General features: G+C 63.2%; 20 protein-coding genes and 7 tRNA genes. 8 read left to right on the plus strand and 19 right to left on the minus strand.

The features are described 5' to 3' along the window. The first annotated feature begins 219 nt into the window (after positions 1-219). The 7 genes from fur (at position 220) to O3300_RS07815 (ending at position 4,919) form a co-directional block, all read left to right on the plus strand. Positions 220-657, plus strand: a complete 438-nt coding sequence (gene fur / locus O3300_RS07785) for a ferric iron uptake transcriptional regulator (protein WP_099667281.1) — start codon at positions 220-222, stop codon at positions 655-657. 69 nt (positions 658-726) lie between these two features. Beyond that, complete coding sequence (locus O3300_RS07790; protein WP_305052639.1) at positions 727-1,092, plus strand: MerR family transcriptional regulator; 366 nt, start codon at positions 727-729, stop codon at positions 1,090-1,092. A 59-nt stretch (positions 1,093-1,151) separates the two neighbouring features. Further along, complete coding sequence (locus tag O3300_RS07795) at positions 1,152-1,742, plus strand: NAD(P)H-dependent oxidoreductase (RefSeq protein WP_099667279.1); 591 nt, start codon at positions 1,152-1,154, stop codon at positions 1,740-1,742. 172 nt (positions 1,743-1,914) lie between these two features. Further along, complete coding sequence (locus O3300_RS07800; RefSeq protein ID WP_305052640.1) at positions 1,915-3,132, plus strand: SpoIIE family protein phosphatase; 1,218 nt, start codon at positions 1,915-1,917, stop codon at positions 3,130-3,132. A 64-nt stretch (positions 3,133-3,196) separates the two neighbouring features. Beyond that, entirely contained in the window at positions 3,197-3,754 is a 558-nt protein-coding gene (locus O3300_RS07805) for a SiaB family protein kinase (protein WP_071076508.1), read from the plus strand. A 22-nt stretch (positions 3,755-3,776) separates the two neighbouring features. Next, on the plus strand, positions 3,777-4,175 hold the full coding sequence (locus tag O3300_RS07810) for a DUF1987 domain-containing protein (RefSeq protein ID WP_077406607.1): 399 nt from the start codon (positions 3,777-3,779) through the stop codon (positions 4,173-4,175). A gap of 3 nt (positions 4,176-4,178) precedes the next feature. Continuing rightward, entirely contained in the window at positions 4,179-4,919 is a 741-nt protein-coding gene (locus O3300_RS07815; protein ID WP_251348081.1) for a GGDEF domain-containing protein, read from the plus strand. Positions 4,920-4,927: 8 nt separating this feature from the next. Here the strand turns inward: O3300_RS07815 and O3300_RS07820 are convergent, their stop codons facing one another. From O3300_RS07820 to O3300_RS07860, 9 genes are all read right to left on the minus strand, one after another. Next, positions 4,928-5,641: an ABC transporter substrate-binding protein gene (locus O3300_RS07820; RefSeq protein ID WP_253192659.1), complete on the minus strand. Its 714-nt coding sequence runs from the start codon at positions 5,639-5,641 to the stop codon at positions 4,928-4,930. Between the two features lie 153 nt (positions 5,642-5,794). Continuing rightward, positions 5,795-5,890: transfer RNA gene (locus tag O3300_RS07825), tRNA-Sec, on the minus strand. Between the two features lie 19 nt (positions 5,891-5,909). After that, positions 5,910-7,865, minus strand: coding sequence for a selenocysteine-specific translation elongation factor (gene selB / locus O3300_RS07830; protein ID WP_305052641.1), 1,956 nt, complete (start codon positions 7,863-7,865; stop codon positions 5,910-5,912). Then, positions 7,862-9,274, minus strand: a complete 1,413-nt coding sequence (gene selA, locus O3300_RS07835) for an L-seryl-tRNA(Sec) selenium transferase (RefSeq protein WP_305052642.1) — start codon at positions 9,272-9,274, stop codon at positions 7,862-7,864. Before selA ends, selB begins: the two co-directional genes overlap by 4 nt. Further along, positions 9,271-10,326, minus strand: a complete 1,056-nt coding sequence (fdhE, locus tag O3300_RS07840; protein ID WP_305052643.1) for a formate dehydrogenase accessory protein FdhE — start codon at positions 10,324-10,326, stop codon at positions 9,271-9,273. Before fdhE ends, selA begins: the two co-directional genes overlap by 4 nt. A 150-nt stretch (positions 10,327-10,476) precedes the next feature. Continuing rightward, entirely contained in the window at positions 10,477-11,148 is a 672-nt protein-coding gene (locus O3300_RS07845) for a formate dehydrogenase subunit gamma (protein WP_305052644.1), read from the minus strand. Next, the gene (gene fdxH, locus O3300_RS07850) at positions 11,135-12,058 is read right to left on the minus strand and encodes a formate dehydrogenase subunit beta (protein ID WP_305052645.1); all 924 of its coding nucleotides are present in this window, start codon (positions 12,056-12,058) and stop codon (positions 11,135-11,137) included. The genes O3300_RS07845 and fdxH overlap by 14 nt, the downstream gene beginning before the upstream one ends. A gap of 13 nt (positions 12,059-12,071) precedes the next feature. Then, on the minus strand, positions 12,072-15,143 hold the full coding sequence (gene fdnG, locus O3300_RS07855; protein WP_143451508.1) for a formate dehydrogenase-N subunit alpha: 3,072 nt from the start codon (positions 15,141-15,143) through the stop codon (positions 12,072-12,074). 295 nt (positions 15,144-15,438) lie between these two features. After that, a complete protein-coding gene (locus tag O3300_RS07860; protein ID WP_305052646.1) occupies positions 15,439-17,598 on the minus strand; it encodes a TonB-dependent siderophore receptor in 2,160 nt (719 codons plus the stop codon). 382 nt (positions 17,599-17,980) lie between these two features. Between O3300_RS07860 and O3300_RS07865 the strand changes: the two genes are divergently transcribed. Beyond that, on the plus strand, positions 17,981-19,690 hold the full coding sequence (locus O3300_RS07865) for a methyl-accepting chemotaxis protein (protein WP_251348074.1): 1,710 nt from the start codon (positions 17,981-17,983) through the stop codon (positions 19,688-19,690). 25 nt (positions 19,691-19,715) lie between these two features. Here the strand turns inward: O3300_RS07865 and O3300_RS07870 are convergent, their stop codons facing one another. The 10 genes from O3300_RS07870 to uvrC all read right to left on the minus strand — a co-directional run bounded on the left by O3300_RS07870 (position 19,716) and on the right by uvrC (position 25,464). After that, positions 19,716-20,168, minus strand: a complete 453-nt coding sequence (locus O3300_RS07870) for a hypothetical protein (protein ID WP_251348073.1) — start codon at positions 20,166-20,168, stop codon at positions 19,716-19,718. 33 nt (positions 20,169-20,201) lie between these two features. Beyond that, complete coding sequence (locus tag O3300_RS07875; RefSeq protein WP_305052647.1) at positions 20,202-21,689, minus strand: SulP family inorganic anion transporter; 1,488 nt, start codon at positions 21,687-21,689, stop codon at positions 20,202-20,204. 279 nt (positions 21,690-21,968) lie between these two features. Further along, positions 21,969-22,042, minus strand: a tRNA-Cys gene (locus O3300_RS07880). Positions 22,043-22,084: 42 nt separating this feature from the next. Next, positions 22,085-22,160, minus strand: a tRNA-Gly gene (locus tag O3300_RS07885). Positions 22,161-22,243: 83 nt separating this feature from the next. Then, positions 22,244-22,319, minus strand: a tRNA-Gly gene (locus O3300_RS07890). A gap of 56 nt (positions 22,320-22,375) precedes the next feature. Beyond that, positions 22,376-22,451: transfer RNA gene (locus O3300_RS07895), tRNA-Gly, on the minus strand. 71 nt (positions 22,452-22,522) lie between these two features. Further along, positions 22,523-22,598 (minus strand) — tRNA-Gly (locus O3300_RS07900). Positions 22,599-22,690: 92 nt separating this feature from the next. Beyond that, a tRNA-Gly gene (locus O3300_RS07905) sits at positions 22,691-22,766 on the minus strand. Positions 22,767-22,871: 105 nt separating this feature from the next. Beyond that, positions 22,872-23,456, minus strand: a complete 585-nt coding sequence (gene pgsA, locus O3300_RS07910; protein WP_034749601.1) for a CDP-diacylglycerol--glycerol-3-phosphate 3-phosphatidyltransferase — start codon at positions 23,454-23,456, stop codon at positions 22,872-22,874. Between the two features lie 127 nt (positions 23,457-23,583). Further along, entirely contained in the window at positions 23,584-25,464 is a 1,881-nt protein-coding gene (uvrC, locus tag O3300_RS07915) for an excinuclease ABC subunit UvrC (RefSeq protein ID WP_077406680.1), read from the minus strand. Positions 25,465-25,466 lie beyond the last annotated feature (2 nt).

Below are 25,466 nucleotides of genomic sequence, written 5' to 3' on the forward strand. Positions count from 1 at the left end.
TGCTGCACAGTATAGCGATTCGACCGCCACTTTTCATCAGCAACCAATACTGCTGGCATCAGTTGCCTGCCACGCAAGCGCCACTTGCGCCGATGTCACTGGATTGCCGCCCGCCCGCGCGGCATACTATTTACAGCACACACATGAGAATGGTAATGATTATCATTTGCGATATAATGCAATACCTCGCTCGGGCGACTACAAAAAGGAATGGGAGACATGGATATATTGAGGGAACTGCGTGAATCGGGCTTGAAAGTGACCATCCCCCGCTTGCGGATTCTGCAGCTGTTTCAAGAAGGCACGATCAAGCACCTGAGTGCGGACGATGTCTACAAACTCTTGCTGGCTGAAAAGATCGACGTGGGCCTGGCCACCATCTACCGCGTGCTGATGCAGTTTGCCGAAGCGGGCATCCTGTTTCGCCGGCATTTCGAATCGGGCCACGCCGTCTTCGAACTGAACGAAGGGCAGCACCACGACCACCTGGTCTGCACGGGTTGCGGCAAGGTCGATGAATTCGTCGACGAAGGCATCGAACTGCGCCAGAACGAGATCGCCGCCGAGCGGGGCTTCGTGCTGCACGAGCACGCGCTGTCGCTGTACGGCACTTGCGCCGAGTGCACGGCGAAGAAAGTGCCGCCGCGCCGGGCCTGAAGATGCCTGGGCCGTTTGGGCGCCGCTGCCATACGGTAAGATTCGCTCAAGCTTGAGAAAGGATCACCCATGTACATCGGAGAAATCGCCCGCCTGGCGGGCACCTCGCCCAAGGCCTTGCGCCACTATGAAGCGCTGGGCTTGCTGGGCGACGTGCGCCGCGCCGGCGCCTACCGCGTCTACACGCAGCAAGACCTGGCGCAAGTCAAACTCATACGCCAGGCGCAGGCGCTGGGCTTCCGCCTGGCCGAACTGCTGCCCATCCTGGCCGGCGACGATACGGACTGGGCCGCCCTGTCGCAGCACATCGCCGCCAAGCGCACGCAGATACGGCAGGATATCGCCCGCCTGCGCCAGCTCGACGCGCAACTGGCCGACATCGACACGGAAATCCACGACTGCCTGGCGCACCAATACCTTCAAGCGGCCGCTTGACTCTGCCCTCAGGGGCAGGCTTTAGCATGCAAGCTCTTCTTTAACGGACAGCCTGCACCATGACCAAGACGACACCCAAGCGCATTTTGATACTCCTCGGCCACCCGTCGGGCGACAGCTTTTGCGCCGCCCTGGCCGAAGCCTATGCCGCCACGGCCCGCAGCGCGGGCCACACCGTGCGCGAGCTGCGCCTGGGCCAGCTGGACTTCGATCCCATCCTGCACGAAGGCTACCGCCAGGTGCAGCCGCTGGAAGCGGACTTGCTGGCCGCGCAGGAAGCCATCAGGTGGGCCGAACACCTGGTGTTCGCCTACCCGATCTGGTGGGGCGGCGCGCCAGCCCTGCTGAAAGGCTTCGTCGACCGCGTCTTCCTGCCCGGCTACGCTTTCAAGTACCGCCCCGGCAAGGCCTTCCCGGCGCAATTGCTGAAGGGCCGCACGGCGCAGCTGCTGGTGACGATGGATACGCCGCCCTGGTATTTCCGCTGGGTCTATCGCATGCCCGGCATCCACCAGTTGCGCAAGACGACGCTCGAATTTTGCGGCATCAAGCCCGTCAGGGTGGCCAGCTTCGGCCCCCTCCTCGATTCCACCGAGCCGCAGCGCGCGCGCTGGCTGGCCCAGGCACAGGCGCTGGCCCGGCGCCTGTAAGTTGCTTGCCATGCAGCCATCTTGCATACGGTTTTGACAAGCTGGTAATCAAGCCGTCATATTCCAAGGCTACCATGATGATATTGCCTGTTTGTCAGTCGCCTTGCCGTCGCGACAACAAGGGTCCGATCGTCATGTAAAGGTAGCCGCTGTGGAGTTCAACGCTTCTCGATTGCATCTTCCCCGTTATCGCACGTCCGTGGCGTTTGATCTGTGCATTCCCACGGAATCCGTGCAGGCCGACGCCAGCAATTTCGCCGTGCTGGAATTGTTCACGGAACGGCGCGACATGATGAGCCTGCCCGTCACGGAGCAGCAGAAGCCCATCGGCTTGATCAGCCGCAATATCTTCATGTCGCAGATGTCCAAGCCCTTTTATCACGAGGTGTACGGCAAGAAGAGCTGCATCGCCTTCATGGACAAGGAACCGCTGATCGTCGACGGCGCCATGAGCATCGAAGACCTCACCTTCCGCGCCGTGGAAGCGGGCGAGAAGGCGCTGGCCGACGGCTTCATCATCACCGAGGATGGCGCGCTGGCCGGCGTGGGCTTCGGCTTGCAGCTGATGAACGTGGTCGCCACCATGCAGGCGGAAAAGAACCGGCAAATCATGCACAGCATCGATTACGCCAGCGTGATCCAGCGCGCGCTGCTGCGCACCTCCGATGCGGAACTGCGCGCCACCCTGCCCGACGCGCACCTGGAATGGCAGCCGCGCGACGTGGTCGGCGGCGATTTTTACTTTTTCGAGCGCCACGCGGGCGGCTGGTTTGCCGCCATCGCCGACTGCACGGGGCACGGCGTGCCGGGCGCCTTCATGACCCTGATCGCCTCGTCGGCCCTGAGCCAGGCCTTGCGCGAGCTGGGGCCGCACGATCCGGCCGCCCTGATCGGCGCCGTCAGCCGCGCCATCAAGACCCTGCTGGGCCAGGACGGCGCCAGCAGCGGCGAAGCCACCGGCCACGCCGGCTCGAACGACGGCATGGATTGCGCCTTCCTGTGCTACGACACGGCGGGCGCCAGCCTGCGTTTCGCGGGGGCGAAACTGGCGCTGCACGTGGTCGCGCCGGGCGAAGAGGCCGTGCGCGCCATCGATGGCGCGCGCATGGGCGTGGGCTATGTCGACACGCCGGCCGGCTACTGCTGGCACAACGAGACGCTGGACATTCCCGCCGGCAGCCTGCTGTTCCTCACCACCGACGGCCTGCTCGACCAGATCGGCGGCGCGCGCGACATCGCCTACGGCAAGCGGCGCATGCGCGAACAGCTGCTGGCGCAGCGCGACGCGCCCGCCGGCGACGTGGCGGCGGCGCTGCTGCAGGACAGCGCGGCATGGCAAGGCAAGCAGCCGCGCCGCGACGACCTGACCTTTTTCTGTTTTCGCCTGTAGTTGGGCGCCATCGAGCCACCTTATCAACAAGAAACCGGGTCACCGGCTAGCCAGGAGCACGGACGTGCTGTACGAAGAATTCAACGAGTTTTGGGATGTGGCGCGCAAGCGCAACATCATCTTTTTTTACGTGGGCTATTTCTCGCAGCACGTGGTCAGCGCCATTTCCGAAACCATCAAGGCGCGCCTGGACACGGCCGGCGCGGCCGGGCCCACGCGGCGGCGCATCTTTTCCTCGTTCATCGAGATGTCGCAAAACATCATGCACTATTCCGCCGACAGCCTGACGCCCGATGCGCAGCTGGACCAGCAGATGCGGCGTGGTTCCTTCTGCATCGGCACGCGCGGCGACAGCTTTTTTCTCCTGTGCGCCAACCCCGTCTCGACGGACAACGTGGCGCAGATCCGCGCCCGGCTGGAGCCGCTGCACACCATGACGATGGAAGAAATCCGCCTGGCGTACAAGAAGGCCCTGCGCGAGGAAGCGCCGGCCGACAGCAAGGGCGCGGGCCTGGGTTTTCTGACCATGGCGCGCGACGCCAGCGAGCCGCTGGAATTCGAATTCGTCCAGGATCCCCAGGAGCCGGGCCACACCATCTTCTGCATCAAAGCCATCATTTGAAAGAGCCGACTCAGGAAAGCATATGCAATTACCGTCACCACTGTTCATCGCCGCGACCCCGAGTTCGCCCGAAATCGACTTCCGTTTCGAGCAGCACACCCTGTCGATCAAGGGCGAGTCGTATCCGGAAAACGCAGCCGCCTTCTATGGCCCGCTGATCGCCGCCGTGCGCGCCTACCTGGAAGGCTGCCGCGAAAGCGCCATCACCGTCAACGTCTCGCTGGCCTACTTCAACAGCTCCAGCACGAAGATGCTGTTTACCCTGTTCGACACCCTGAACCAGGCGGCCGTCGATGGCAACCAGGTGCGCCTGAACTGGTATCACGACGAGGACGACGACACCATCCTGGAATTCGGCCAGGAGCTGCAGCAGGACTTTACGGCGCTGGACTTCCACGACCATCCCGTGCAGGGCAGCTAGGGCATGCGCGCCGCCATCTCCGAGTCCGACCTGGAGCCCGACCTGTTCACCGTGGAAGCGGCGGCGCTGGCTGCCGCGCGCCGCATGCACGCCGATACTCACGCCAGCGGCGAGGCGCAGCGGCGCGTGCTCGGTGAACTGATCAATCACTACGAACGGCTGATGCGCGAGACGCGGCGCCTGATCGGCCGCAGCGACCGCGCCGAGCGCGACATGCATTTGCTGAACCGCCAATTGCAAACCCTGGCCGGCCAGCTCGAATACCGCGCCACGCACGACCCGCTGACGGGCGCCCTGAACCGCGGCGCCGTGATCGACCACGCCTCGCGCTGCCTGGCGCAGGGCGACATGGCGCTGATCGTGCTCGACATCGACTTGTTCAAGCAGGTCAACGACGACTTCGGCCACCCGGCCGGCGACGGCGTGATCCAGGCAGTGGTGGACTGCCTGAAGGCACTGCTGGGACAGGAAACGGCCATCGGCCGGGTCGGCGGCGAAGAGTTTTCCGTGGTCTGGCCCACTTCCTCGCGCGACGACGCGGCGCAGGTGGCGCAGCGCATCTGCGAGAGCGTCGGCCGCCAGCGCCATGCGGCGCCCATCACGCGCGCCATCACCGTCAGCGTGGGCCTGAGCTGGAACCGCGCCGGCACGGCCTTCGAAACGGCCTACAGCCACGCGGACCAGGCCTTGTACCAGGCCAAGCGCGAGGGGCGCAACTGCGTGCGCCAGTGGCTGGAAAGCTGAAGCGGACCTTAGCGGATATGTTCGCGCGCCATGCTGCCGTCGCGGCGCATGGCCGCCGCCGCCCGCTGCATGGCCAAGGCCTGCGCCTCGGGCAACTGCCTGTTGCAGGCGAGGTAAGTCTGCACGCGGTTGAAGGTCAGCAGCGGCACCACCTTGCCCTCCCACTCCTTGCCGGCAAACGGCTTGCTGCCCACCGCCATGCCGACGGCCCACAGGTCGATGCGTCCGAGCAGCAGCTTTTGCGGATTGAGCCACTCCTGCGTCACGGGCGCCACGTTCAGGCCGCGCTGGCGCAGGTAATCGTCGCGCGCGTCGCCCAGCACCGTGCCGATCACCAGGCCGCGCGCATCATCGAGCGTGCGCAGCGCCAAATGCCGTTCGGCCAGGCCGTAGAGTATCCATTCCGCTTCGTTCAGGGGCCCGATCCAGCGAAATTGCGCTTCGCGCTCCTGCGTGCGGCTGGTGGAAAAGATGCAGGTGTCGGCTTCGCGCAGCGCCTGCGCATACGCGCGCTTCCACGGCAGCAGTTCGATGCTGTAGGAAAGACCGGCGCGCGCCATGATGTCGCGCACCTTGAGCGTTTCACGTCCGACGACGACATTGCCTTCCATCATGCTCGACGGCGGCAAATGCTCGCCGACGATGCGCACGTCCACCGCCGCGGCCAGCGCCGGCATCAGCAGCGCCACTGCCAGCAGCCACGCCATGCTTGCTTGTTTCATGCTTGCTTTCATCTGCCACAGGGGATACAAGCCGATGTTACCATCGGCTCACCCTGGCATCGTTGCATATTATCAATAACACCACTTATTTACCGCAACGTGACAACAGGCCAACGCCGGGACGATCACCGTGCAGGGGGAAGGAAGAATAACTGGCGGAAAACAGTAGGAGTCGAACCTACGGGAGAACGTCTGACGCCCTCCACCGGGTTTGAAGCCCGGCCACATCACCGGATGAGTGTGCTTTCCGCGGTGCCTGAGCTAGTACTTAGCTGTTGGGCAAGGCCGCGGTGTAGGACCACAGCGCTTGCGGGCGCAATAGATGCCCATTGCCAACACGGCGAGTATAACCGACGCGGTCAAAGAATTCCAAGACCTGGATCGCCCGCTTGCGGCCCAGGCCGCTGGCGTCGCGGAACGTGGCCGCGCCCACGGCGCCATTGCCCGCTGGCAAGCCTGCATCCTCTTCCGCCTTGTGCGCCAGTTGCCGCACCAGTTGCGCCAGCTCGGCCAGCGCCGCCTGATGATAAAACAGGTCGTGCACGACCTGGCTGATCTGCCCTGCCTTGGCCAGTTTGCGCAACAGCCGGCGCGTTTCATCCTCGGCCAGGCCGAAGCCGCGCGCCAGGTCGCGCGTCCACGGCGGATCGGCACGCCCCTGCTCCAGGGCGGCCAGCAAGGGTTCGGCCATGGCCTGCTCCTGCGGCGTCAGTTCCACGCTGTGCGTCGGCAAATGCAGGCTGGCGCCGCGCGCCAGGATCTCGCCGCGCGCCAGCAAGCCTTCGACCAGGTGGCTCCACAAGGCGTCTTCCATCTCGGCGTCGACGATGCGTTTCAGGCGCCACAGTTCCGGTCCCGCCTCGTCGGGTGCGCGCGCGTGGAAGACGTCCAGGGCTGCCAGCACGCGCGTTTCCAGCGCCAGCAACGCATCCGGCGCCAGCAGCAGGGCGTCGCCGGCGCGCAGGGCGATACGCCGCGTGTCGGGCGGCAGCGCGAGGGCTCCCGCCGGCAGCAGGGACAGGCGCACCAGCAGCGATACACGCAGCCCCAGCGGACTTTGCGCCAGCAGGGCCGCATAGTCGCCGTGCGCGACGAACGCGGCCAGCGCATCGAGCCACGCCAGCCGGGCCGGGCTGCGCCGCTTGCGCGCGGGGCCGAACGGATCGAGCACCATGCCGCCGCCCACCGTCTGGGTCGCTTGCGCATTGCGCACGACGAAGCGGTCGCCCGGCACGCCGTGCATGGGCGCATCGAACACCAGCTGCACTCTGCCCGTCTGTCCCGGCGACAGGGTTTCGCCATCGAGCATGACGGCGCGCGCCAGCTGGTGTGCGGCACCCAGGTGCACGTGCAGCGGCGACCAGGCTTTCAATTGCACGCCCGCGTCGGGCAGCAGGGTCAGTTCCACGTCGAGGCGTTCGGAACACTGCGCCAGCTCGGGCGCGACGATCCAGTTGCCCCGCTCGATGCGCTCGCGGTCGATGCCGGCCAGGTTCAGCGCCAGGCGCTGACCCGCCGTGCCCGTCCCGGCGGCGCGGTTCTGCGCATGGATGCTGCGCACCCGCGCTGGCGCGCCGCCGGGCGCCAGCTGCAGCATGTCGCCCACCCGCGCGCATCCCGCCAGCGCCGTGCCGGTGACGATGGTGCCCTGCCCCGACAAGGTGAACACGCGGTCCACGCCGAGGCGGAACAAGCGCCGCTCGTCGCGTTGCGGCAAGCTGCGCGCCACCTGCGTCAGGTGCGCCAGCAGGGCGGCCACGCCGGCATCGCCGTCGAGATTGGCGGCGGTGGGGAAAATCGGGCTGCCCGCCAGCGGCGTGCCGGCCAGCAGTGCCTCGATGTCCGCTTCCACCTGCGCCACGCGGGCGCTGTCGGCGCGGTCGACCTTCGTCAGCGCCACGGCGCCGCGCGTCACGCCCAGCAGCTGCAAGATGGCCAGGTGTTCGTGCGTCTGCGGCATGATACCGTCGTCGGCCGCCACCACGAGCAAAGCGAAATCGATGCCCGTCACGCCGGAAGCCATGGTGCGGATAAATTTTTCGTGGCCCGGCACGTCGATCACGCCCAGCACCGTGCCGTCAAGCAGCGGCAGATAGGCGTAGCCGAGTTCAATCGAGATGCCGCGCGCCTGCTCTTCCTTCAGGCGGTCCGTGTACACGCCCGTCAGCGCGCGCGTGAGCGTCGTCTTGCCATGGTCAATATGGCCCGCGGTGCCGACGATCATGCGGACAACTCGTCGAGCTGCGCGATGAAGGCCGTCTCGTGCGCCGCTTCCAGGCAGCGCAAGTCGAGCCACAGGGTGTCTTGCCCGATGCGCCCGATCACGGGGCACGGCAAGGCGCGCAGCCGCTGCTCCAGCGCGCCCAGGGGATTGCTCAGGCGCGAGCCTGGCGCGCTGCGGATGGCCAGGCCAAAGCTGGGCAGCTGGTCGACGGGCAAGGCGCCGCTGCCGATCTGGCTGCTCATCGCTTCGGCCGTGACTGCGTACGCGGCGCCCAGCGCGCCCTGCAGCAGCGGCAGCAGTATCTCCGCCTGCGCGCGCATGGCGGCGGCGGGACGCGTCAGCAGGCGCAAGGTGGTCAGCCGTTCGGCCAGCAAGTCCGGCGCGCGGTACAGCCGCAGCACGGGCTCCAGGGCGGCCAGGGTCAGCTTGCCGACCCGCAGCGCGCGTTTCAGGGGGTTGCGCTTGATCTTCGCGATCAGGTCGGCGCGCCCGACGATGACGCCGCATTGCGGGCCGCCCAGCAGTTTGTCGCCGCTGAAGGTGACCAGGTCGGCGCCCGCCTCGATGGTTTCGCGCACCGTCGTTTCATGCGGCAGACCGTATTGCGCCAGGTCAACCAGGGTGCCGCTGCCCAGGTCCACGGCCGTCGGCACGCAGTGTTGTGCCGCCAGCGGCACGAGTTCGTCGAGCTCCACGCTTTTCGTGAAGCCGGTAATGGCGTAATTGCTGCAATGGACCTTCATCAAGAGGGCTGTATCTGCATTCACGCCGTTCGCGTAATCGGCCAGGTGGGTGCGGTTGGTGCTGCCCACTTCGCGCAGCACGGCGCCCGCGCGCGTCATCACGTCGGGGATGCGGAAGGCGCCGCCGATTTCCACCAGCTCCCCGCGCGACACCACCACCTCCTTGCCCTGCGCCAGGGTGTTCAACATCAGCAGCACGGCGGCCGCATTGTTGTTGACGATGGTGGCCGCTTCGGCACCCGTCAATTCGCGCAGCAATTCCTCGACCAGGTCGTCGCGGTCGCCCCGCTTGCCCGTGTCCAGGTCGAATTCCAGGTTCATCGGCCACTGCAACGCTTCCACCACGGCTTGCACGGCGGCGTCGGGCAGCAGCGCGCGGCCCAGGTTCGTGTGCAGCACGGTGCCCGTCAGGTTGAAGACGGCGCGCAGCTGCGAACGCGATTGCGCCTGCAGCCGTTCGGCCATCTGCGCGGCGATGGCGGCGATCGATGCGCCCTCTTCGCAGACTGCACCGGCCAGCATGGCCGTGCTGCGCAGTTCGGCCAGCACGGCGCGCGCGCAGGCCAGGGTTTGCGCGCGGCCATAGTGTGCAATCAGGGCCAGGCAAGCCGCGTCACCCAGGATACGGTCTACCGATGGCAGGCGCACGGTTTGCCCCGTCGTCATGCTGGCTGGCCCTCGCTGCTGTCGCCCTTCCCCAGCCACAGCAGCGGATTGCCGCTGGCGCGCTGGTAGCCCGCTTCGCCCACCAGCAGGTCGAGCATCAGGCTGGCCAGGTCGTCGGCCAGGGGCTCGACGTTGTAATCGTGTTCCTGGTTGAAGACCTTGCGGTAGGTATGGCAATCGTCGCAGGTTTCCGCGCGCGCCACCTTCTTCGGATCATTCGCCTTGTTCGGCAATTTGTCGTCCTTTGCCGTCACGGGGTCGAACGGCGCCGCATCGGCAGCGTCCAGGCCCTGGTAAGCGATCTTGCCATTCTGTTCGCAGGTCGAACACTTCACGCGCACCATATGCCATTCGCTTTCGCAAATGCCGCAGTGCAGATAGCGGTAGCCCTGCGACCCGCCGCCGATGCGGATCACGCTGGCGACGGGGTGCGAACCGCAGACGGGGCACAGGGTGCCCGTTTCCAGGTCCGGCACGCGCGCGGCGCGCAGTTCGCTGGCTGACACCGACCATAAAATTTGCAGCGCGGCCGCGACGAACGGCGCATGCATGGGGTTCAGGTTATCGCCATTTTCATCGAGTACGGCGTCGGCGCAGGCGTCCAGCGCTGGCGCATCGAGCGCGCGCAGCTGGGCCAGCACCTGCGTCAGGCCGCCGGACAGGGCCGGCTGGCTTGCCGCCGTGGCGGCCAGTTCATCGAGCAGGCTGGCGAATATGTCGCGCCAGACGGGCGGCCGGGCGCCGTTGACGGGCAGCACCGGCATGCGGTGCTGCATCGCGCGGCGCAGCGCGTCCGGGTCGGCGGCAGGCACGGCGCCGGGCGCCAGTTTTCCCACCACGGCGGCTTGCGCGTCGGCCAGCGCGGCCATCAGCACCAGGTAACCCTGCATGCCCGCGTCGACGGGGATGCCCTTGATGTTTCCCTGCGCCAATTCGCGCAGGCGCGAGGCACGCGCCTTGAACAGGCTGTCAGGCTGCGGCAGCAGCAGGCGCGGAATCGCGTTGTGGTCCAGGCCTTCGATTTCGCCTGGCTGAAGAATGCGTTGTACCAATGGAGTTTTCCCATCAAAAAAGGCCGAGCGTAGCTGGCCAGCCCATCCGGCGGATGCGGCTGTGTTTCGAAAGTATTTTAATCGATAAAAAGAAAGGGGTCAGTCCTGGGACTGACCCCGGGTAATGCCGGTGGCATCAATCGCAAGAACTTAGTCTTTTGTACTGCGCATCACCGCCTCGAACCACTTCGGGTGGTGCTTGCGCGCCCAGCCGTAGGTGACGGTGCCGCGCACCATGGCGCCGATCGAACCCTTGACCCACAGGGCCGCATAGATGTGCACGATGATGGCGCAGATGATGCCGAACGCGCACACGGCGTGCAGCAAGGCGGCCGCGCGGATGACGGGAATCGGGAAGTAGAACGCGAAATACGCGCGCCAGATCACGATACCCGACAGCAACAATCCCGCCATGCAGGCCAGCAGCACAAAGAACAGGATCTTCTGGCCGGCATTGTATTTGCCGATCTTCGGAAGCTTTTCTTCGCGGTTGTTGAGCACGTCGCCCATCTGTTTCAGCCACTGCTTGTCGCCGTCCTCGAACTTGTTGTGGTGCCAGAAGCGCACCACCAGGATCGCGAACGAGACGAACATCACCAGGCCGGCAAACGGATGCAGGATGCGCGTCCATTGCCCGCCGCCGAACAGGTTCGCCAGCCACGCCATCGAGGGATGGAACATGGCCAGGCCGGACAGCGCCAGCATGACGAAGGTGATGGCGGTCACCCAGTGATTCGTGCGCTCGTTCGGGTCGTAGCGCTGGATCAGCGGGTTGCCATCCTTGTCACGCAGCTTTCCATCATGCAGATCACTGTGGCTCATGGTCTTCCTCCCGGATGCGTTTGGCCTCTTCCAGCGCCTCGTGCTCTTCGTCCTTGCTCACTTCGTTCGGACCGACACGCGTGTAATGGAAGAAGCCAGCCAGCGCCGTGGCGGCCATGCCGGCCACCGCGAGCGGCTTGGACCAGCCCTTCCAGAAGCCCACCATCGGGCTGATGCGCGGACGTTCCGGCAAGTTCGAATACAGCTTCGGCTTGTCGGCATGGTGCAGCACGTACATCACGTGCGTGCCGCCCACGCCCAGCGGGTCGTACAGGCCCGCATTCTCGAAACCGCGCGACTTCAGGTCGACGATGCGCTCTTCCGCATGCACCTTCATGTCTTCCTTGGTGCCGAAGACGATGGCGCCCGTCGGGCACGTTTTCACGCAAGCCGGTTCCTGGCCCACGGCGACGCGGTCCGAGCACAGCGTGCACTTGTAGGCGCGGTCGTCCTTTGTCGAAATGCGGGGCACGTCGAAAGGACAGCCGGCCACGCAATAGCCGCAGCCGATGCAGTTTTCCTGATGGAAATCCACGATGCCGTTCGTGTATTGCACGATGGCGCCCGGCGCCGGACAGGCTTTCAAACAGCCCGGGTCCTCGCAGTGCATGCAGCCATCCTTGCGGATCAGCCACTCGAGGTTGCCGTCGTTGTTTTCGTGTTCGGCAAAACGCATCACCGTCCACGATTGCGGCGTCAGGTCCGTCGGATTGTCATAGGTGCCATGGTTTTCACCGACTTCGTCACGCAAGTCGTTCCATTCCATGCACGCCGTCTGGCAAGCCTTGCAGCCGATGCATTTCGACACATCGATCAGCTTGGCCACGGTGCCCGTCACCGGGCTGCGTGCTTGCGGCGGCGTTACCGTGGTAGCCGACAGGCGCCGGATATCTAAGGATTGCAGTGCCATTATTGAGCTCCCATCATGCTTTTTCCACCTTCACGAGGAAGGACTTGAATTCCGGCGTTTGCGAATTCGCATCCCCCACGCCCGGCGTCAGGGTATTGATCAGATACCCCGGCTTGGCCACGCCCGTAAAGCCCCAGTGCAGCGGCAGGCCCACGGTATGCACCGGCTTACCCTCGATCATCAAAGCCTTGATGCGCTTGGTGACGACGGCCTTGGCGATGATGTGACCCCGCTTGGAACTGACGCGCACTTCCCCACCGGCAACGACGCCGATGCTCTTGGCCAATTCTTCGCCGATTTCGACGAATTGCTGCGGCTGGATGATGGCATTCAGGCGTGCATGCTTGGTCCAGTAATGGAAATGCTCGGTCAGGCGGTAGCTGGTGGCCACATGCGGGTATTCCTCATGCGTGCCGAACATTTTCCGGTCATCGGCGAACACGCGCGCGGCCGGATTGCTGGTCGCTTGCGGGTTTTTCGGATGCATGGGGTTGTAGCCCAGCGGATTTTCGAACGGCTCGTAATGCTCGGGGAACGGCCCCTCGGCCATGGCGCCGCGCGCAAAGAAGCGCGCCACGCCCTCGCCCAGCATGATGAACGGACCCATGCCGTTTTCCGGCGGTTCGTCGACCTTGAAGTCGGGAATATCGGCCCCGCTCCAGTTCGTGCCATTCCACTCGATCAACTTGCGCGTCGGGTCGAAAGCCTTGCCCTTCAAGTCGCACGAAGCGCGGTTGTACAGCACGCGGCGGTTCGCCGGCCACGCCCAGGCCCAGCCCAGAGTCTGGCCGATGCCCGTCGGGTCGCTATTGTCGCGCCGTCCCATCTGGTTGCCCGCCTGGGTCCAGCTGCCGGCGAAGATCCAGCAACCGCTGGTGGTCGTGCCGTCGTCGCGCAATTGCGCGAACGAGGCCAGCTGCTCGCCCTTCTTCACCAGCAGCTTGGTCGGATCTTTCGGATCGTACAAGTCGGCCAGCGCCTTGCCATTGAATTCGCGGGCGATTTCTTCCGGCTGCGGGTTATGCGGCTGCGCATAATTCCACGTCAGGTTGACGATAGGATCGGGGAACTTGCCGCCTTCTTTCTTGTACATGTTGCGCATGCGCAAGAACAGGCCCGACATGATCTCCAGGTCGCTGCGCGCCTGGCCCGGCGGTTCGGCCGCCTGCCAGTGCCACTGCAGCACGCGCGAGGAACTCACCAGCGAACCGCGCTCTTCGGCGAAGCAGCTGGTCGGCAGGCGGAACACTTCCGTCATGATCTTGGTGGGATCGACTTCGTGGTATTGGCCGTGCGCCTTCCAGAATTCGCCCGTTTCCACGGCCAGCGGATCCATGATGACGAGGAACTTCAGCTTCGACAGCGCTTCCGTGACCTTCTGCTTGTTCGGCGCGGACGCCAGCACATTGAAGCCCTGGCAGATATAGCCCGTCATCTTGCCTTGGTGCATGTTCTCGATGGCTTGCATCAAGTCATACGGCTTGTCGAGTTTCGGCAGGTAGTCGAAGGCGTAGTTATTTTCCGCCGTGGCAAAGTCGCCCCACCACGTCTTCATGAAGCTGACGTGGAATTTGCGGTAATTGCTCCAGTAGCTGAGCTGGTTCGGCCGCAGCGGCTTGGTGGCGCGCGCGGCGATATAGCCGTCGAAATCCTGCTCGGACTCGTTTGGCAAGGTCATGTAGCCTGGCAACAGGTTCGACATCAGGCCCAGATCCGTCAGACCCTGGATGTTCGAGTGGCCGCGCAAGGCGTTCATGCCGCCGCCCGCGATGCCCATATTACCCAGAAGCAACTGCACCATGGCGCCCGTGCGGATGGTTTGCGCGCCCGTCGAGTGGTGCGTCCAGCCCAGCGCGTACAGGATGGTACCGGCGCGTCCCGGCACGGCGGTCGAAGCCAGGGCTTCCGCCACCTTGTGGAACTTGTCGGCCGACACGCCGCACGTGCGCTCGACCATCTCGGTCGTGTAGCGCGCGTAGTGCTTCTTCATCATCTGGTAGACGCAGCGCGGGTGTTCCAGGGTCGGGTCGACCTTGGCATAGCCATCTTCGCCGATCTCGTAATCCCAGGTGGCCTTGTTGGTGTACTTGCCTTTTTCTTTGTCGAAACCCGAGAACAGGCCGTCCTCGAACGCATAGTCTTCGCGCACGATGAAGGGCATGTCCGTGTAGTTGCGCACGTACTCATGCTGGATCTTGTCGTTCGTCAGCAGATAATTGATGATCGCGCCGAGGAAGACGATGTCCGTGCCGGTACGCGTGGCGCAGTAGTAATCTGCCACGGATGCGGTACGGGTAAAACGCGGATCGACAACGATCAGCTTGGCCTTGTTATGCGCCTTCGCTTCCGTTACCCATTTGAATCCGCAAGGGTGTGCTTCTGCTGCATTGCCGCCCATGACCAAAATCACATCGGCATTCTTGATATCGACCCAATGATTCGTCATCGCGCCACGGCCAAACGTCGGGGCAAGACCTGCCACCGTCGGTCCGTGTCATACACGCGCCTGATTATCAAAGGTCAGCATCCCCATGCTGCGCACTGTCTTGTGGGTCAGGTAACCCACCTCGTTGCTGCCGGCGGACGCGGCAAGCATGCCGGTGGAGAGCCAGCGGTTGACGGTCTTGCCGTCGGCATTCTTTTCGATCAGGTTGGCGTCGCGGTCATCCTTCATCAGGCGCGCGATCTTGTCGAGCGCCACATCCCAGGAGATCGGTTGCCATTCCGTGCCGCCCGGTGCGCGGTACTCGGGCACTTTCAGGCGGTTCGGGCTGTGGATGAAGTCGACCAGGCTGGCGCCTTTCGGGCACAAGGTGCCGCGGTTCACCGGGTGATCGGCATCGCCTTCCACGTGGATGATGCTGGAGACGGCGTTTTTCGCGCCGTCGCCCAGTCCATACAGCAGGACGCCACATCCTACCGAACAGTAGGGACAGGTATTGCGTGTCTCGGTGGTGCGAGACAGCTTGTATTGCCGCACTTCCGCCATCGCCTGGCCCGGTGCGAAACCGAGCAGGGCGAGGCTGGAACCAGCAATGGTCGCGCCAGTTACCCGAAGGAACTGGCGCCTGGACATCTGAACCATATTCAGGCCTCTATGATGTGAGTAAATAAAAAGTCATACGGCGTCGTGGTAGTGTCATATCACTAAGATATAAGCACCATGCCTGTGCCGTATGACAGTATTTTACCCCTCAAACTCCGACAAGGCTTAGTCCGCTGGAAAAAATTGCCTTTAGTCAATATTAATTTGACGATACCGAACGTTCCCTCTAAACAATGCCAGCCTGCCCGGCACGCTTGCACATCGCTACCCACCCACGAAAAAAAACCCGCTCGCGAGCGGGTTTTGGGGGATGCGGCCGAACTGCCAGGCCAAATTACAGGCTGTAGCGCAAGGTCAGCGCCACATTGCGCGGCGCACCCGGCAAGCTCAGGTTCGGGCTGGAACCGTGGCCCGACACGATGTAACGCGTGTCGCCGATATTGTTGACGTTCAGCTGCACTTCATAGCGGCCCGTGCGGTACGCGGCCATGGCGTCGGCCGTCACATAGCCTGGCAGCACCACCGTGTTGCCCGGATTGGCGAAGCGGCTGCCGACGGCGTTCGCGCCGCCGCCCACCGTGAAGCCGTGGCCCAGGTCTTTCGTCAGCCACAGGTTGGCCGTATTGCGCGATGTCAAGGTCGCGCGCTTGCCCTTGACCGGCACTTCTCTGGCGACGGTGCCGCCCGGCACATTGACGCTCTTGTCCTTGGCGATGGAATCGGTGATGGTGGCGTCCAGGTAAGCGTAGCCGGCCATCATTTTCCAGCCATCGTGCAAGTCCGCGTTGAAGGTCAGTTCCAGGCCATCCGTGCGCTGCGTGCCGACGGGCACGATGCGGTTCGTGATCGGGTCGCTGGTCTTGATATTGTCGCGCTCCAGGCGGAACAGCGACACGGTGGCGTTGGCGCGGCCGCCCCACAGGTCATACTTGGCGCCCACTTCCGTGTTGCGCGTGGTTTCCGGCGCCAGGTCGGCATTGTTGGCGGCCAGGGCGAAGTTCTCGCCACTCGGCTGGAACGAACGGCTCCACGAGGCGTAGTACGATTGCGTCGCGCCCGGCTGCCAGACGAGGCCGGCGCGGGGGCTGTAGGCCGAATCCGTGCGCGACAAATCCGCCGTCGTCACGCCAAGCGCATTGGCCAGGCGCGACTGCTGCTTGTAGCGGTCGTAGCGCAAGCCGGCCAGCGCCTTCCACTCGTCACTGAAGCTGATGGCGTCCTGCACGTAAGCGGCGGCCGTGTCGTAGGTACCGAAGGTATCACTGCGCGCGCCCAGCTTGCTGCGATCGACGACGGGCAGAACAGGATTGAAGATCGACACGGGCTTCGCAGGTGTCGTTACAGCGATGGCGGCCCAACTGTTGGCATCCTTGTTTTGCTTGCCGAATTCGGCGCCGTACAGCACTTCGTGGCGCATGGTGCCCGTGACCAGCTTTTGCGTCAGTTCCGTCTGGTTGAACCAGCCGCTCTCGTCGCGGTTGAGCTTGGCGTGGCCCAGGCTCATCGTGCCCTTGACTTCGTTGACGTTGCCAGAAATATTCGTGTTGTTGCGGTCCAGGTGATAGTCGTAGTAGCGGAAGGCATTGCGCAGCGACAAGCTATCGCTGAATTTGTGCGTCAGGGTGGCGGCCGTGGACACCACGCGCGACTGGCTGAAGTCGGCATCGCGGGCGTTGGCGGCGCCGTAATATGTGCCCGCATCGACGGCCACGGGACGGCCGTGGTAGGACGGGATGCCGAAGTCCGTCAGGCGGCGGTCTTCCAGGTAATCGCCCTGCAGCAGCAATTTGGTGGCACTGGAGAGGCGGATGGCCACGGACGGCGCCAGCGCCGTGCGGTTGATGAATTGCTGGTCGCGGTAGCTGTCCGACAATTCGCGCGCGCCCGTGACACGCCAGTCCACCGTCTCGCCGACACGGCCCACGTCGACTTCGCCGCGGCGCCCTGCTGTGTTCGTCAAGCTCAGGGCCACATCCGCGATGTCCACGCCCGGCTTCTTCGTGATGCGGTTCACCAGGCCGCCCGAGGAACCGCGGCCGTACAGCACGGCGGCCGGTCCCTTGATCACTTCCAGGCGCTCCACGTTCGACAGGTCGCGGAAATACAGCGCGTCATCGCGGAAGCCGTCGACGAACTGGTCGCCAATGGCCGTGAAGCCGCGGATGAACACCTGGTCGCGCTGGCCGTCGCCCGTCGACAAGCCCACGCCGGGGATGTTCTTCATGATGTCCTGGATCGACATGGCGTTCTGGTCGCGGATGACGGCGGCCGGCACCACGTTGATCGTTTGCGGCACGTCGCGCAAGGCCATTTCCGTCTTGGTGCCGCTGGCGGAGGTGGCGGCCACGTAGCCATCCTTGTCCTTCGACGCCGTCACGGTGACGGCGGGCAAGCTTTCCTGTGCCCAGGCCGCCAGTGGCGTGGCGCCCAAGGTCAAGGCGCCCAGTACGGCGATGGTGATCGGTTTACATCCTGGCTTGCGCTGTTGCTGCATACAATTCCCTGGTCGAAGTTTTAATACGAATGATTATCATTAGTATTTTATCAGCCAGCGATGGGAAAAGTAAGGATGAATGTAAGTGATAGTACTTATTAACTAGGTACTTGACGTAAAAAAGCAACAGGAAATCAATATCAAAAAATAATTAAAATTGCCGCCAGAAACTATTTCCCTGCGTCAATGCTATACTTGCGGCTTGCTGGGCAGCGGTCAGCCTGACCGATATGCCCCTTGCTTTACCTCCATCGCCACGCTCAGCGTGGCGCGCCGCACAGCTATCACGCGGCACCCGAAGACCCCGATCCCCTGCGCCTTGCGGCGCCTGTCCGCCCCTGCTGGCGGCGGCGATCATGACTATTAAACTGTTAGGAATTACATGAAAAACCTGAACATCGGCAGCCGCCTTGGCGTCGGCTTTGCTGTCGTATTGCTGTTGCTTGCCGCCTTGACCATCACCGCCCTCGTGCGCATGCAAACGGCCAGCGACCTGACCTATCGCCTCATCAATACCAGCATCAAGAACCAGCGCATGGTGGCCGAATGGTCGAAGATCATTGAACTGAACAGCGTGCGCGGCGTCGCCTCGTTCGAGATCACCGATCCGGTCGTGCGCGCCAAGATCGAGGAAGACTTGAAGGTCGATGCGGAGCGTTCCAGCAAGCTGCAGGACGACATCATCGCGTCCTTGCTCAACCCGGCCGTGATCGAGCAGTTCAAGGTGGTGCGCAAGGTGCGCACCGACTACGTGACGACGCGCGCACGCGCCTTCAAGATGAAGGCCGACGGCGACGTGGCGGGCGCCAAGATCGTGTTCGACAAGGAAGTCGCGCCCATCACCGTGGCTTACCTGGCCGAAGTGAAGCGCTTTGCCGGCATGCAGATCAAGGCGGCCGACGGCGTCGGCGCCAGCATCATCGAAGCTTACAGCGGCACCCGCATCTTCCTGATCACCATGGGCGTGCTGGCCGTGCTGATGGGCATCGGCTTTGCCTGGTGGATCACGCGTTCGATCACCGGCCCCATCCGCGCCGCCGTGAAAGTGGCGGAAACCGTGGCAGCGGGCGACTTGAGCAGCGTCATCACGGCCCAGGGCCGCGATGAAACGGGCCAGCTGATGCATGCCCTGAAAACCATGAACGATAGCCTCGTCGGCATCGTCGGCCAGGTGCGCAGCGGTACCGACACCATCGCCACGGCCTCCGCGGAAATCGCCGCCGGCAACCAGGACCTGTCGTCGCGCACGGAACAGCAAGCCAGTTCGCTGGAAGAAACGGCCTCGTCGATGGAAGAACTGACTTCGACCGTCAAGCAAAACGCGGACAATGCGCGCCAGGCGAATAAACTGGCTGGCGACGCGGCCGGCATCGCCAGCCGCGGCGGCGCCGTGGTGGCCGAAGTGGTCGCCACCATGAGCGAGATCAATACCTCGTCGAAGAAAATCGTCGATATTATCTCGGTCATCGATGGCATCGCCTTCCAGACCAACATCCTGGCCTTGAACGCGGCCGTGGAAGCGGCGCGCGCCGGCGAACAGGGTCGCGGCTTTGCCGTGGTCGCCACGGAAGTGCGCAACCTGGCGCAGCGCTCGGCAGCGGCGGCAAAAGAAATCAAGGGCTTGATCGACGACTCCGTGCAAAAAGTCGACGTGGGCACGGACCTGGTCGACAAGGCCGGCAAGACGATGGAAGAAATCGTGCAAAGCATCGGCTTCGTCACGTCCATCATGAGCGAGATCAGCAACGCCAGCGAAGAACAGAGCGCGGGCATCGAGCAAGTCAACCAGGCCATTTCCGAAATGGACCAGGTAACGCAGCAAAATGCAGCCCTGGTGGAAGAAGCCTCGGCGGCGGCCGAAGCGATGCAGGAACAGGCGAGCGAACTGGCGCAGGTGGTCAGCGTCTTCCGCCTGGACGCCAATGCAGCCGCGACCGACCGTTTCAGCACCAAGGCGGCGCAACGCAGCGCGCCCGCAGCGCCAGCAGCCGCACCGGCTCGCAAGGCTACGGCCCCCGCCCTGCGCCTGCCCGCGACGCGCGCCAGCAGCAAGGCAACAAGCCCGGCCGAAGGCGAGTGGGAAGAGTTTTAAATCCGCTTCTGCAAGCCGTGCGGCATCACGCCGCGCGGGCTTGCGCCTGGGTGATCAGTGCCGCCAGCTCGCGCGGCGCGGATTGCCCCAGAAATTCCAGCGCCAGCGCTTCCGGATCAATGGCGGCGTCCACGGGCATGCCATGCTCGAAGCCGCCCACCATGATGCGGCAGAAATACGGCGACTCCGCCCGCGTTTCCACATACCAGCAACCCGCATGGCCTTGCACGAAATACTCGCCGATAAAGTAGCCGAGCATGGTTTTTACCCACTGCCAGCTCTCGTCGCGAATGACGATGGTGCGCATGGCCGCATCGATGTACGGCAGGTATTCGGCCGCGTTCGTCAACACTTCGTGCGCCGGCTGGATGCCCAGGCGCTCGACGAAATTCACCAGCGAAGCGCCCAGCGCGTCATAGTAGGCGTCAAAAGCCGTTTGGCTTTGTTGCAATAATTGTTCTTGTTCGTTCGACAGCATTCACACTCCACAGACATTCAGCAATCCAATATTTTACGCCACGCCCACATCCACCCCGGCCCGCTGCAGCAAGGCCTCGTTGCGGGCGGACAGATGCGTCACCTGCAGATGCTTGCCTGCCCTGTCATAGCGCTCATACAGCGATTCGATGGCGGCGATGGCCGAGTGGTCGGCCATGTGCAGGTGCCGGCAGTCGAGGATGACGCGGGCCGGGTCCGACGCTGCCTGGAACAGTTCCTGGAAATGCGTGGTGGAAGCAAAAAACAGGGTGCCATGCGGCAAGTAGACGCGCATGCCTTGCGTGCTGTCATCGATGTCGGCACGCATGTCGCGCGCATGTTGCCAGGCAAAATTCAAGGCGGCGATGACGATTCCGCACAGCACGGCCATCGCCAGGTCCGTGAATACCGTGATCACCGTCACGGCGACGATCACCAGCGCATCCTGCAACGGCACCTTGCCCAGCACGCGCAAGGAACCCCAGGCAAACGTCTGCTGCGCCACGACGAACATCACGCCCACGAGGGCCGCCAGCGGGATGCGCTCGATCAGCGGCGACAGGAACAGGATGAACAGCAAGATCATCACGCCGGCCGTCACGCCCGACAGGCGCGAGCGGCCGCCGGAACTCAGGTTGATCATCGTCTGCCCGATCATGGCGCAGCCGCCCATGCCGCCAAACAGGCCCGAGACGACGTTCGATGCGCCGAGAGCGATGCATTCGCGGTTCGGCTGCCCCCGCGTTTCTGTTATCTCATCCGTGAGATTAAAAGTGAGCAAGGTTTCCAGCAAACCCACCATGGCCATCAGCGCCGCATACGGAAAAATGATGTGCAAGGTGGCCATGTCCAGCGGCACGGCAGGCCAATGCAGGGCCGGCAAGCCGCCCGCGATATGCGCGAGGTCGCCCAGGGTGCGCGTGGGCAGGTGCAAAACATGGCTGAGCACGCCCACGCCCAGAATGGCCACCAGCGCCGGCGGCACGGCTTTTGTCAGGCGCGGCAGCACGTAGACGATGGCCATGGTGAGCAGCACCAGGCCACCCATCACGAGCAAGGGCGTGCCTTGCAGCCAGGCTTCGCCCTGCGGCGTGGCCTGGCGGAAGTGTTCCAGTTGGGACATGGCGATGACGATGGCCAGGCCATTCACAAAACCCAGCATCACGGGATGCGGCACCATGCGAATCAGCTTGCCCAGACGCAAGATGCCGAATAACGCCATCAAGATACCGCCGAGCACCACGGTAGCCAGCAGGTATTGCACGCCGTGTTGCGCCACCAGCGCCACGATGACGACGGCCATGGAGCCGGCGGCGCCGGAAATCATGCCGGGACGTCCGCCAAAGATGGCCGTCATGGCGCAGATGATGAAGGCGCCATACAGGCCCATCAGGGGATTGAGCTGCGCCACCAGGGCAAAGGCGATGCATTCTGGCACCAGGGCAAATGACGTGGTCAAGCCCGCCAAGACGTTTTTTTGCAGGTTCGAGTACCACTCATCCCGAAAAGTTGTGTTGATCATTGATGCGTATCCAAAGTCGGAACAGGAAAATGCCGGCCGGATGGAGAATAATCAGGCGCGGCCATGCCAGCGGGCGTCACAGAAACGCGGCGCTGAGGTCGAACGGAACAGGAAAGTCGTCAGTGACTACATCGGTATGGCGGAAAGGGGGAGGTTCATCAAGGCGCCAGGCGGCGCGGCTGAGCTTGCCGGCATTATACAAGATGCGCCATCGGCAAAAGTCTGGCCAAAGCGCAGACAAAAAAATAGCCCACTCGAAAGTGGGCTATTTTTTTCATCTGGAGGCGAGGACGGGAATCGAACCCGTCTAAACGGCTTTGCAGGCCGCTGCATAACCTCTTTGCTACCTCGCCAGAGGAACTGCTTGGATGCGCCTTGCGGCCCACCTTGAAAACTGGAGCGGGAGAAGAGTCTCGAACTCTCGACCTCAACCTTGGCAAGGTTGCGCTCTACCAACTGAGCTACTCCCGCATTGGAGCTTGGTTACCGCATAATCGCGCCGCGCATGGCGGCGGATAAAAAAAGGAAGCCAGCTTAGCTTCCCTTTAGAATTCTGGAGCGGGAGAAGAGTCTCGAACTCTCGACCTCAACCTTGGCAAGGTTGCGCTCTACCAACTGAGCTACTCCCGCATTGGAGCTTCTATTTTCTGCTACTGCCATTCTTGCTGTACTGCTTCAGCTTTCGCTGGAGCGGGAGAAGAGTCTCGAACTCTCGACCTCAACCTTGGCAAGGTTGCGCTCTACCAACTGAGCTACTCCCGCATACGAACCGCTATTTTACTGCCTTTTGCTACCGTTTACCAGTGCTGCTTTACTGCTGATCCAGCATTCACTGGAGCGGGAGAAGAGTCTCGAACTCTCGACCTCAACCTTGGCAAGGTTGCGCTCTACCAACTGAGCTACTCCCGCAGTGGACAACATTGTATCAGAAGCTCTACTACATCGCCAGTACTACTTTTTACTGCATCTGCTGTTTTTACCTATGACACGATCCAGAAAACTGGAGCGGGAGAAGAGTCTCGAACTCTCGACCTCAACCTTGGCAAGGTTGCGCTCTACCAACTGAGCTACTCCCGCGTCATCAACAACAGGCCAGCATTATAGAGGGATTACAGGGGCTGTCAACGGGCAATATCTGGTCTTTTGCAAAATATTCCGCACAAAGCAGCCGCCTGCCTGTTCTTAGTGCAGATTTCCAGCCTTTTCCTTGATGAGAGGCCACGCCAGGCGCAAATAGTAAAACATCGACCACACCGTCAGCACGCAGGCGATCCACAGCAGCTTCTCGCCCCACACATGGGTATCGATCGCGCCAAAGATCACTTCGTGGTACAGCAGCAAGGGAATGGCCGTCATTTGCGCGGCCGTCTTGATCTTGCCGATCGAGCTGACGGCTACCGACTTCGAGGCGCCGATCTGCGCCATCCATTCGCGCAGCGCGGAAATCGTGATTTCGCGGCCGATGATGATGAAGGCCAGCACGGCATTGACACGGTCCAGTTGCACCAGCACCAGCAAGGCACCCGCCACCATCAGCTTGTCGGCGACCGGGTCGAGGAAGGCGCCGAAGGCCGAAGTCTGGTTCCAGCGTCGCGCGAGGAAGCCGTCGAACCAGTCTGTGACGGCGGCAACAATGAAGACCAGGGTGGCAACCAGGTTCTGGTCGCCATGCAGCAGCATCGACGGCGGCAAGTAAAACACGCCGACGACGAGCGGTATCAGGGCCACGCGCAGCCAGGTCAAAAGGATGGGAATATTAAAAGGCATAAGAGAGCAATCGGCCGACGGGTAAATTGAACATGAGGAAAGCGTGAAGAAAGCGCCACTAGTCTACATGGCCACAGGGTATTAGCCTAGTCCGGTTGCCGCGGCACCGGACCAGGCGGCTCTATCATCAGTGCAGCTGCTTGTAGATTTCTTCTGCCAGTTGCGTGGAAATCCCTTCCACCGACATCAGGTCCTCGACACTGGCATCGACCACGCCGCGCAAGCCGCCAAAGCGGGACAGCAGCTTCTGGCGGCGCTTGGCGCCGATGCCTTCTATCTCCTCCAGGCGCGAGGTCTGGCGCGTCTTGGCGCGCTTGGCGCGCATGCCCGTAATGGCAAAGCGGTGCGCCTCGTCGCGGATTTGCGCGATCAGCATCAGTGCCGCCGATTCCTTGCCCAGCTCCTGCGCCGCGCGGCCATCGACGAACAGCAGGGTTTCCAGGCCCACCTTGCGCCCTTCCCCCTTGGCCACGCCGACAATCAAGCTGATATCGAGTCCCAGCTCGGCGAACACCTGGCGCGCCATTTCGATCTGCCCCTTGCCGCCGTCGATCAAGACCACGTCGGGCATCACGCCATCGCCATTCGCCACTTTCTCGTAGCGGCGCATCAGGACCTGGCGCATGGCCGCGTAATCGTCGCCGGGGGTGATGTCGTTGATGTTGTAGCGCCGGTATTCGCCGTTCTGCATGGCGTGGTGATGGAATACGACGCACGACGCCTGCGTCGCCTCGCCTTGCGTGTGGCTGATGTCGAAACACTCCACGCGCAGGCTGTCGAGGTCTTCCGTTTCCAGGCGCAGCGCCTCCGCCAGCGCGCGCGTGCGCGATTGCTGCGAGCCCTGCTCCGACAACAGTCGCGCAAGCGAAATCTCGGCGCCCTTTTGCGCCATCTCAAGCCATTGGCGGCGCTGCCCCTGCGGCTGGAAGATCAGGTTGATGCGGTGGCCGCACTGCTCCATCAGCGCCACCATCAGGGCCGGCTGGTCGAATTCGATATTCAGGATCAGGGTGCCGGGAATGAATTTTTCCGTGTAGTGCTGCGCCAGGAAGGCGGCCAGCACTTCCACCTCGATCGGCTCCTCGGCAATGGCAGCCGCATCGCTGAGCTGGCTGGGGAAGTAGGCGCGGTCGCCCAGGTGGCGCCCGCCGCGCACCATGGCCAGGTTGACGCAGGCGCGCCCGCCCTGCACCAGCACGGCGAGGATGTCGACATCGGCGTCGCCCGTCGTTTCCATGCTTTGCTGGTGCAGTACGCGCGACAGCGAGGCGATCTGGTTGCGCACCACCACGGCTTGTTCGAACTTCAGCTCGGCGGCAAAGGCGTGCATCTTCTTTTCCAGGTCGGCCATCACCTCGCTCTGGCGCCCGCGCAGGAAGCGCGCCGCATTTTCCACGTCGTTCTTATAGTCTTCCTTGCTGATCAGGTCCACGCACGGCGCGCTGCAGCGGCCGATCTGGTGCAGCAGGCAGGGCCGCGTGCGGTTGGCGTACACGCTGTCCTCGCAGGTGCGGATGAGAAAAACCTTTTGCAGTATCTGCATCGATTCCTTGACGGCCCAGGAACTGGGGAACGGCCCGAAATACTGGTTTTTCTTGTCCACCGCGCCCCGGTAATACACCATGCGCGGCGCATCGCCATTGGTGATTTTCAGGTACGGGTACGACTTGTCGTCGCGGAACAGGATGTTGTAGCGCGGTTGCAGCGCCTTGATCAAGTTATTTTCCAGGATCAAGGCTTCCGCTTCGCTGTGCGTGACGGTCGTTTCCAGGCGCGCGATGCGCTCGACCATCATGGCGATGCGGGGACTGGCCAGGTTCTTCTGGAAATAGCTGGAGACGCGCTTTTTCAGGTCGCGCGCCTTGCCGACGTATAGCACCTTGTCGGCGGCGTCGAAATAGCGGTACACGCCGGGTAAGTTCGGCAGCTTGGCGACGGTGGCCAGCACCTGCGCGCGCGGGTCGGGCGGCGTTTCCGCCAAGGAAGATTCTGGGCTTGCTTCGGTCATTG

The sequence above is a fragment of the Janthinobacterium sp. SUN206 genome, assembly GCF_030587305.1.
Lineage (GTDB): Bacteria > Pseudomonadota > Gammaproteobacteria > Burkholderiales > Burkholderiaceae_D > Janthinobacterium > Janthinobacterium kumbetense.

Bases quoted from the DNA above. Each gene is read 5' to 3' on its own strand.
- O3300_RS07860 (WP_305052646.1), bottom strand. From the start codon at position 17,598: ATGCAGCAACAGCGCAAGCCAGGATGTAAACCGATCACCATCGCCGTA.
- uvrC (WP_077406680.1), bottom strand. From the start codon at position 25,464: ATGACCGAAGCAAGCCCAGAATCTTCCTTGGCGGAAACGCCGCCCGAC.
- O3300_RS07875 (WP_305052647.1), bottom strand. From the start codon at position 21,689: ATGATCAACACAACTTTTCGGGATGAGTGGTACTCGAACCTGCAAAAA.
- O3300_RS07820 (WP_253192659.1), bottom strand. From the start codon at position 5,641: ATGAAACAAGCAAGCATGGCGTGGCTGCTGGCAGTGGCGCTGCTGATG.
- pgsA (WP_034749601.1), bottom strand. From the start codon at position 23,456: ATGCCTTTTAATATTCCCATCCTTTTGACCTGGCTGCGCGTGGCCCTG.
- selA (WP_305052642.1), bottom strand. From the start codon at position 9,274: ATGACGACGGGGCAAACCGTGCGCCTGCCATCGGTAGACCGTATCCTG.
- O3300_RS07795 (WP_099667279.1), top strand. From the start codon at position 1,152: ATGACCAAGACGACACCCAAGCGCATTTTGATACTCCTCGGCCACCCG.
- O3300_RS07790 (WP_305052639.1), top strand. From the start codon at position 727: ATGTACATCGGAGAAATCGCCCGCCTGGCGGGCACCTCGCCCAAGGCC.
- O3300_RS07810 (WP_077406607.1), top strand. From the start codon at position 3,777: ATGCAATTACCGTCACCACTGTTCATCGCCGCGACCCCGAGTTCGCCC.
- O3300_RS07845 (WP_305052644.1), bottom strand. From the start codon at position 11,148: ATGAGCCACAGTGATCTGCATGATGGAAAGCTGCGTGACAAGGATGGC.
- O3300_RS07865 (WP_251348074.1), top strand. From the start codon at position 17,981: ATGAAAAACCTGAACATCGGCAGCCGCCTTGGCGTCGGCTTTGCTGTC.
- fdxH (WP_305052645.1), bottom strand. From the start codon at position 12,058: ATGGCACTGCAATCCTTAGATATCCGGCGCCTGTCGGCTACCACGGTA.
- O3300_RS07815 (WP_251348081.1), top strand. From the start codon at position 4,179: ATGCGCGCCGCCATCTCCGAGTCCGACCTGGAGCCCGACCTGTTCACC.
- selB (WP_305052641.1), bottom strand. From the start codon at position 7,865: ATGATCGTCGGCACCGCGGGCCATATTGACCATGGCAAGACGACGCTC.
- O3300_RS07870 (WP_251348073.1), bottom strand. From the start codon at position 20,168: ATGCTGTCGAACGAACAAGAACAATTATTGCAACAAAGCCAAACGGCT.
- fur (WP_099667281.1), top strand. From the start codon at position 220: ATGGATATATTGAGGGAACTGCGTGAATCGGGCTTGAAAGTGACCATC.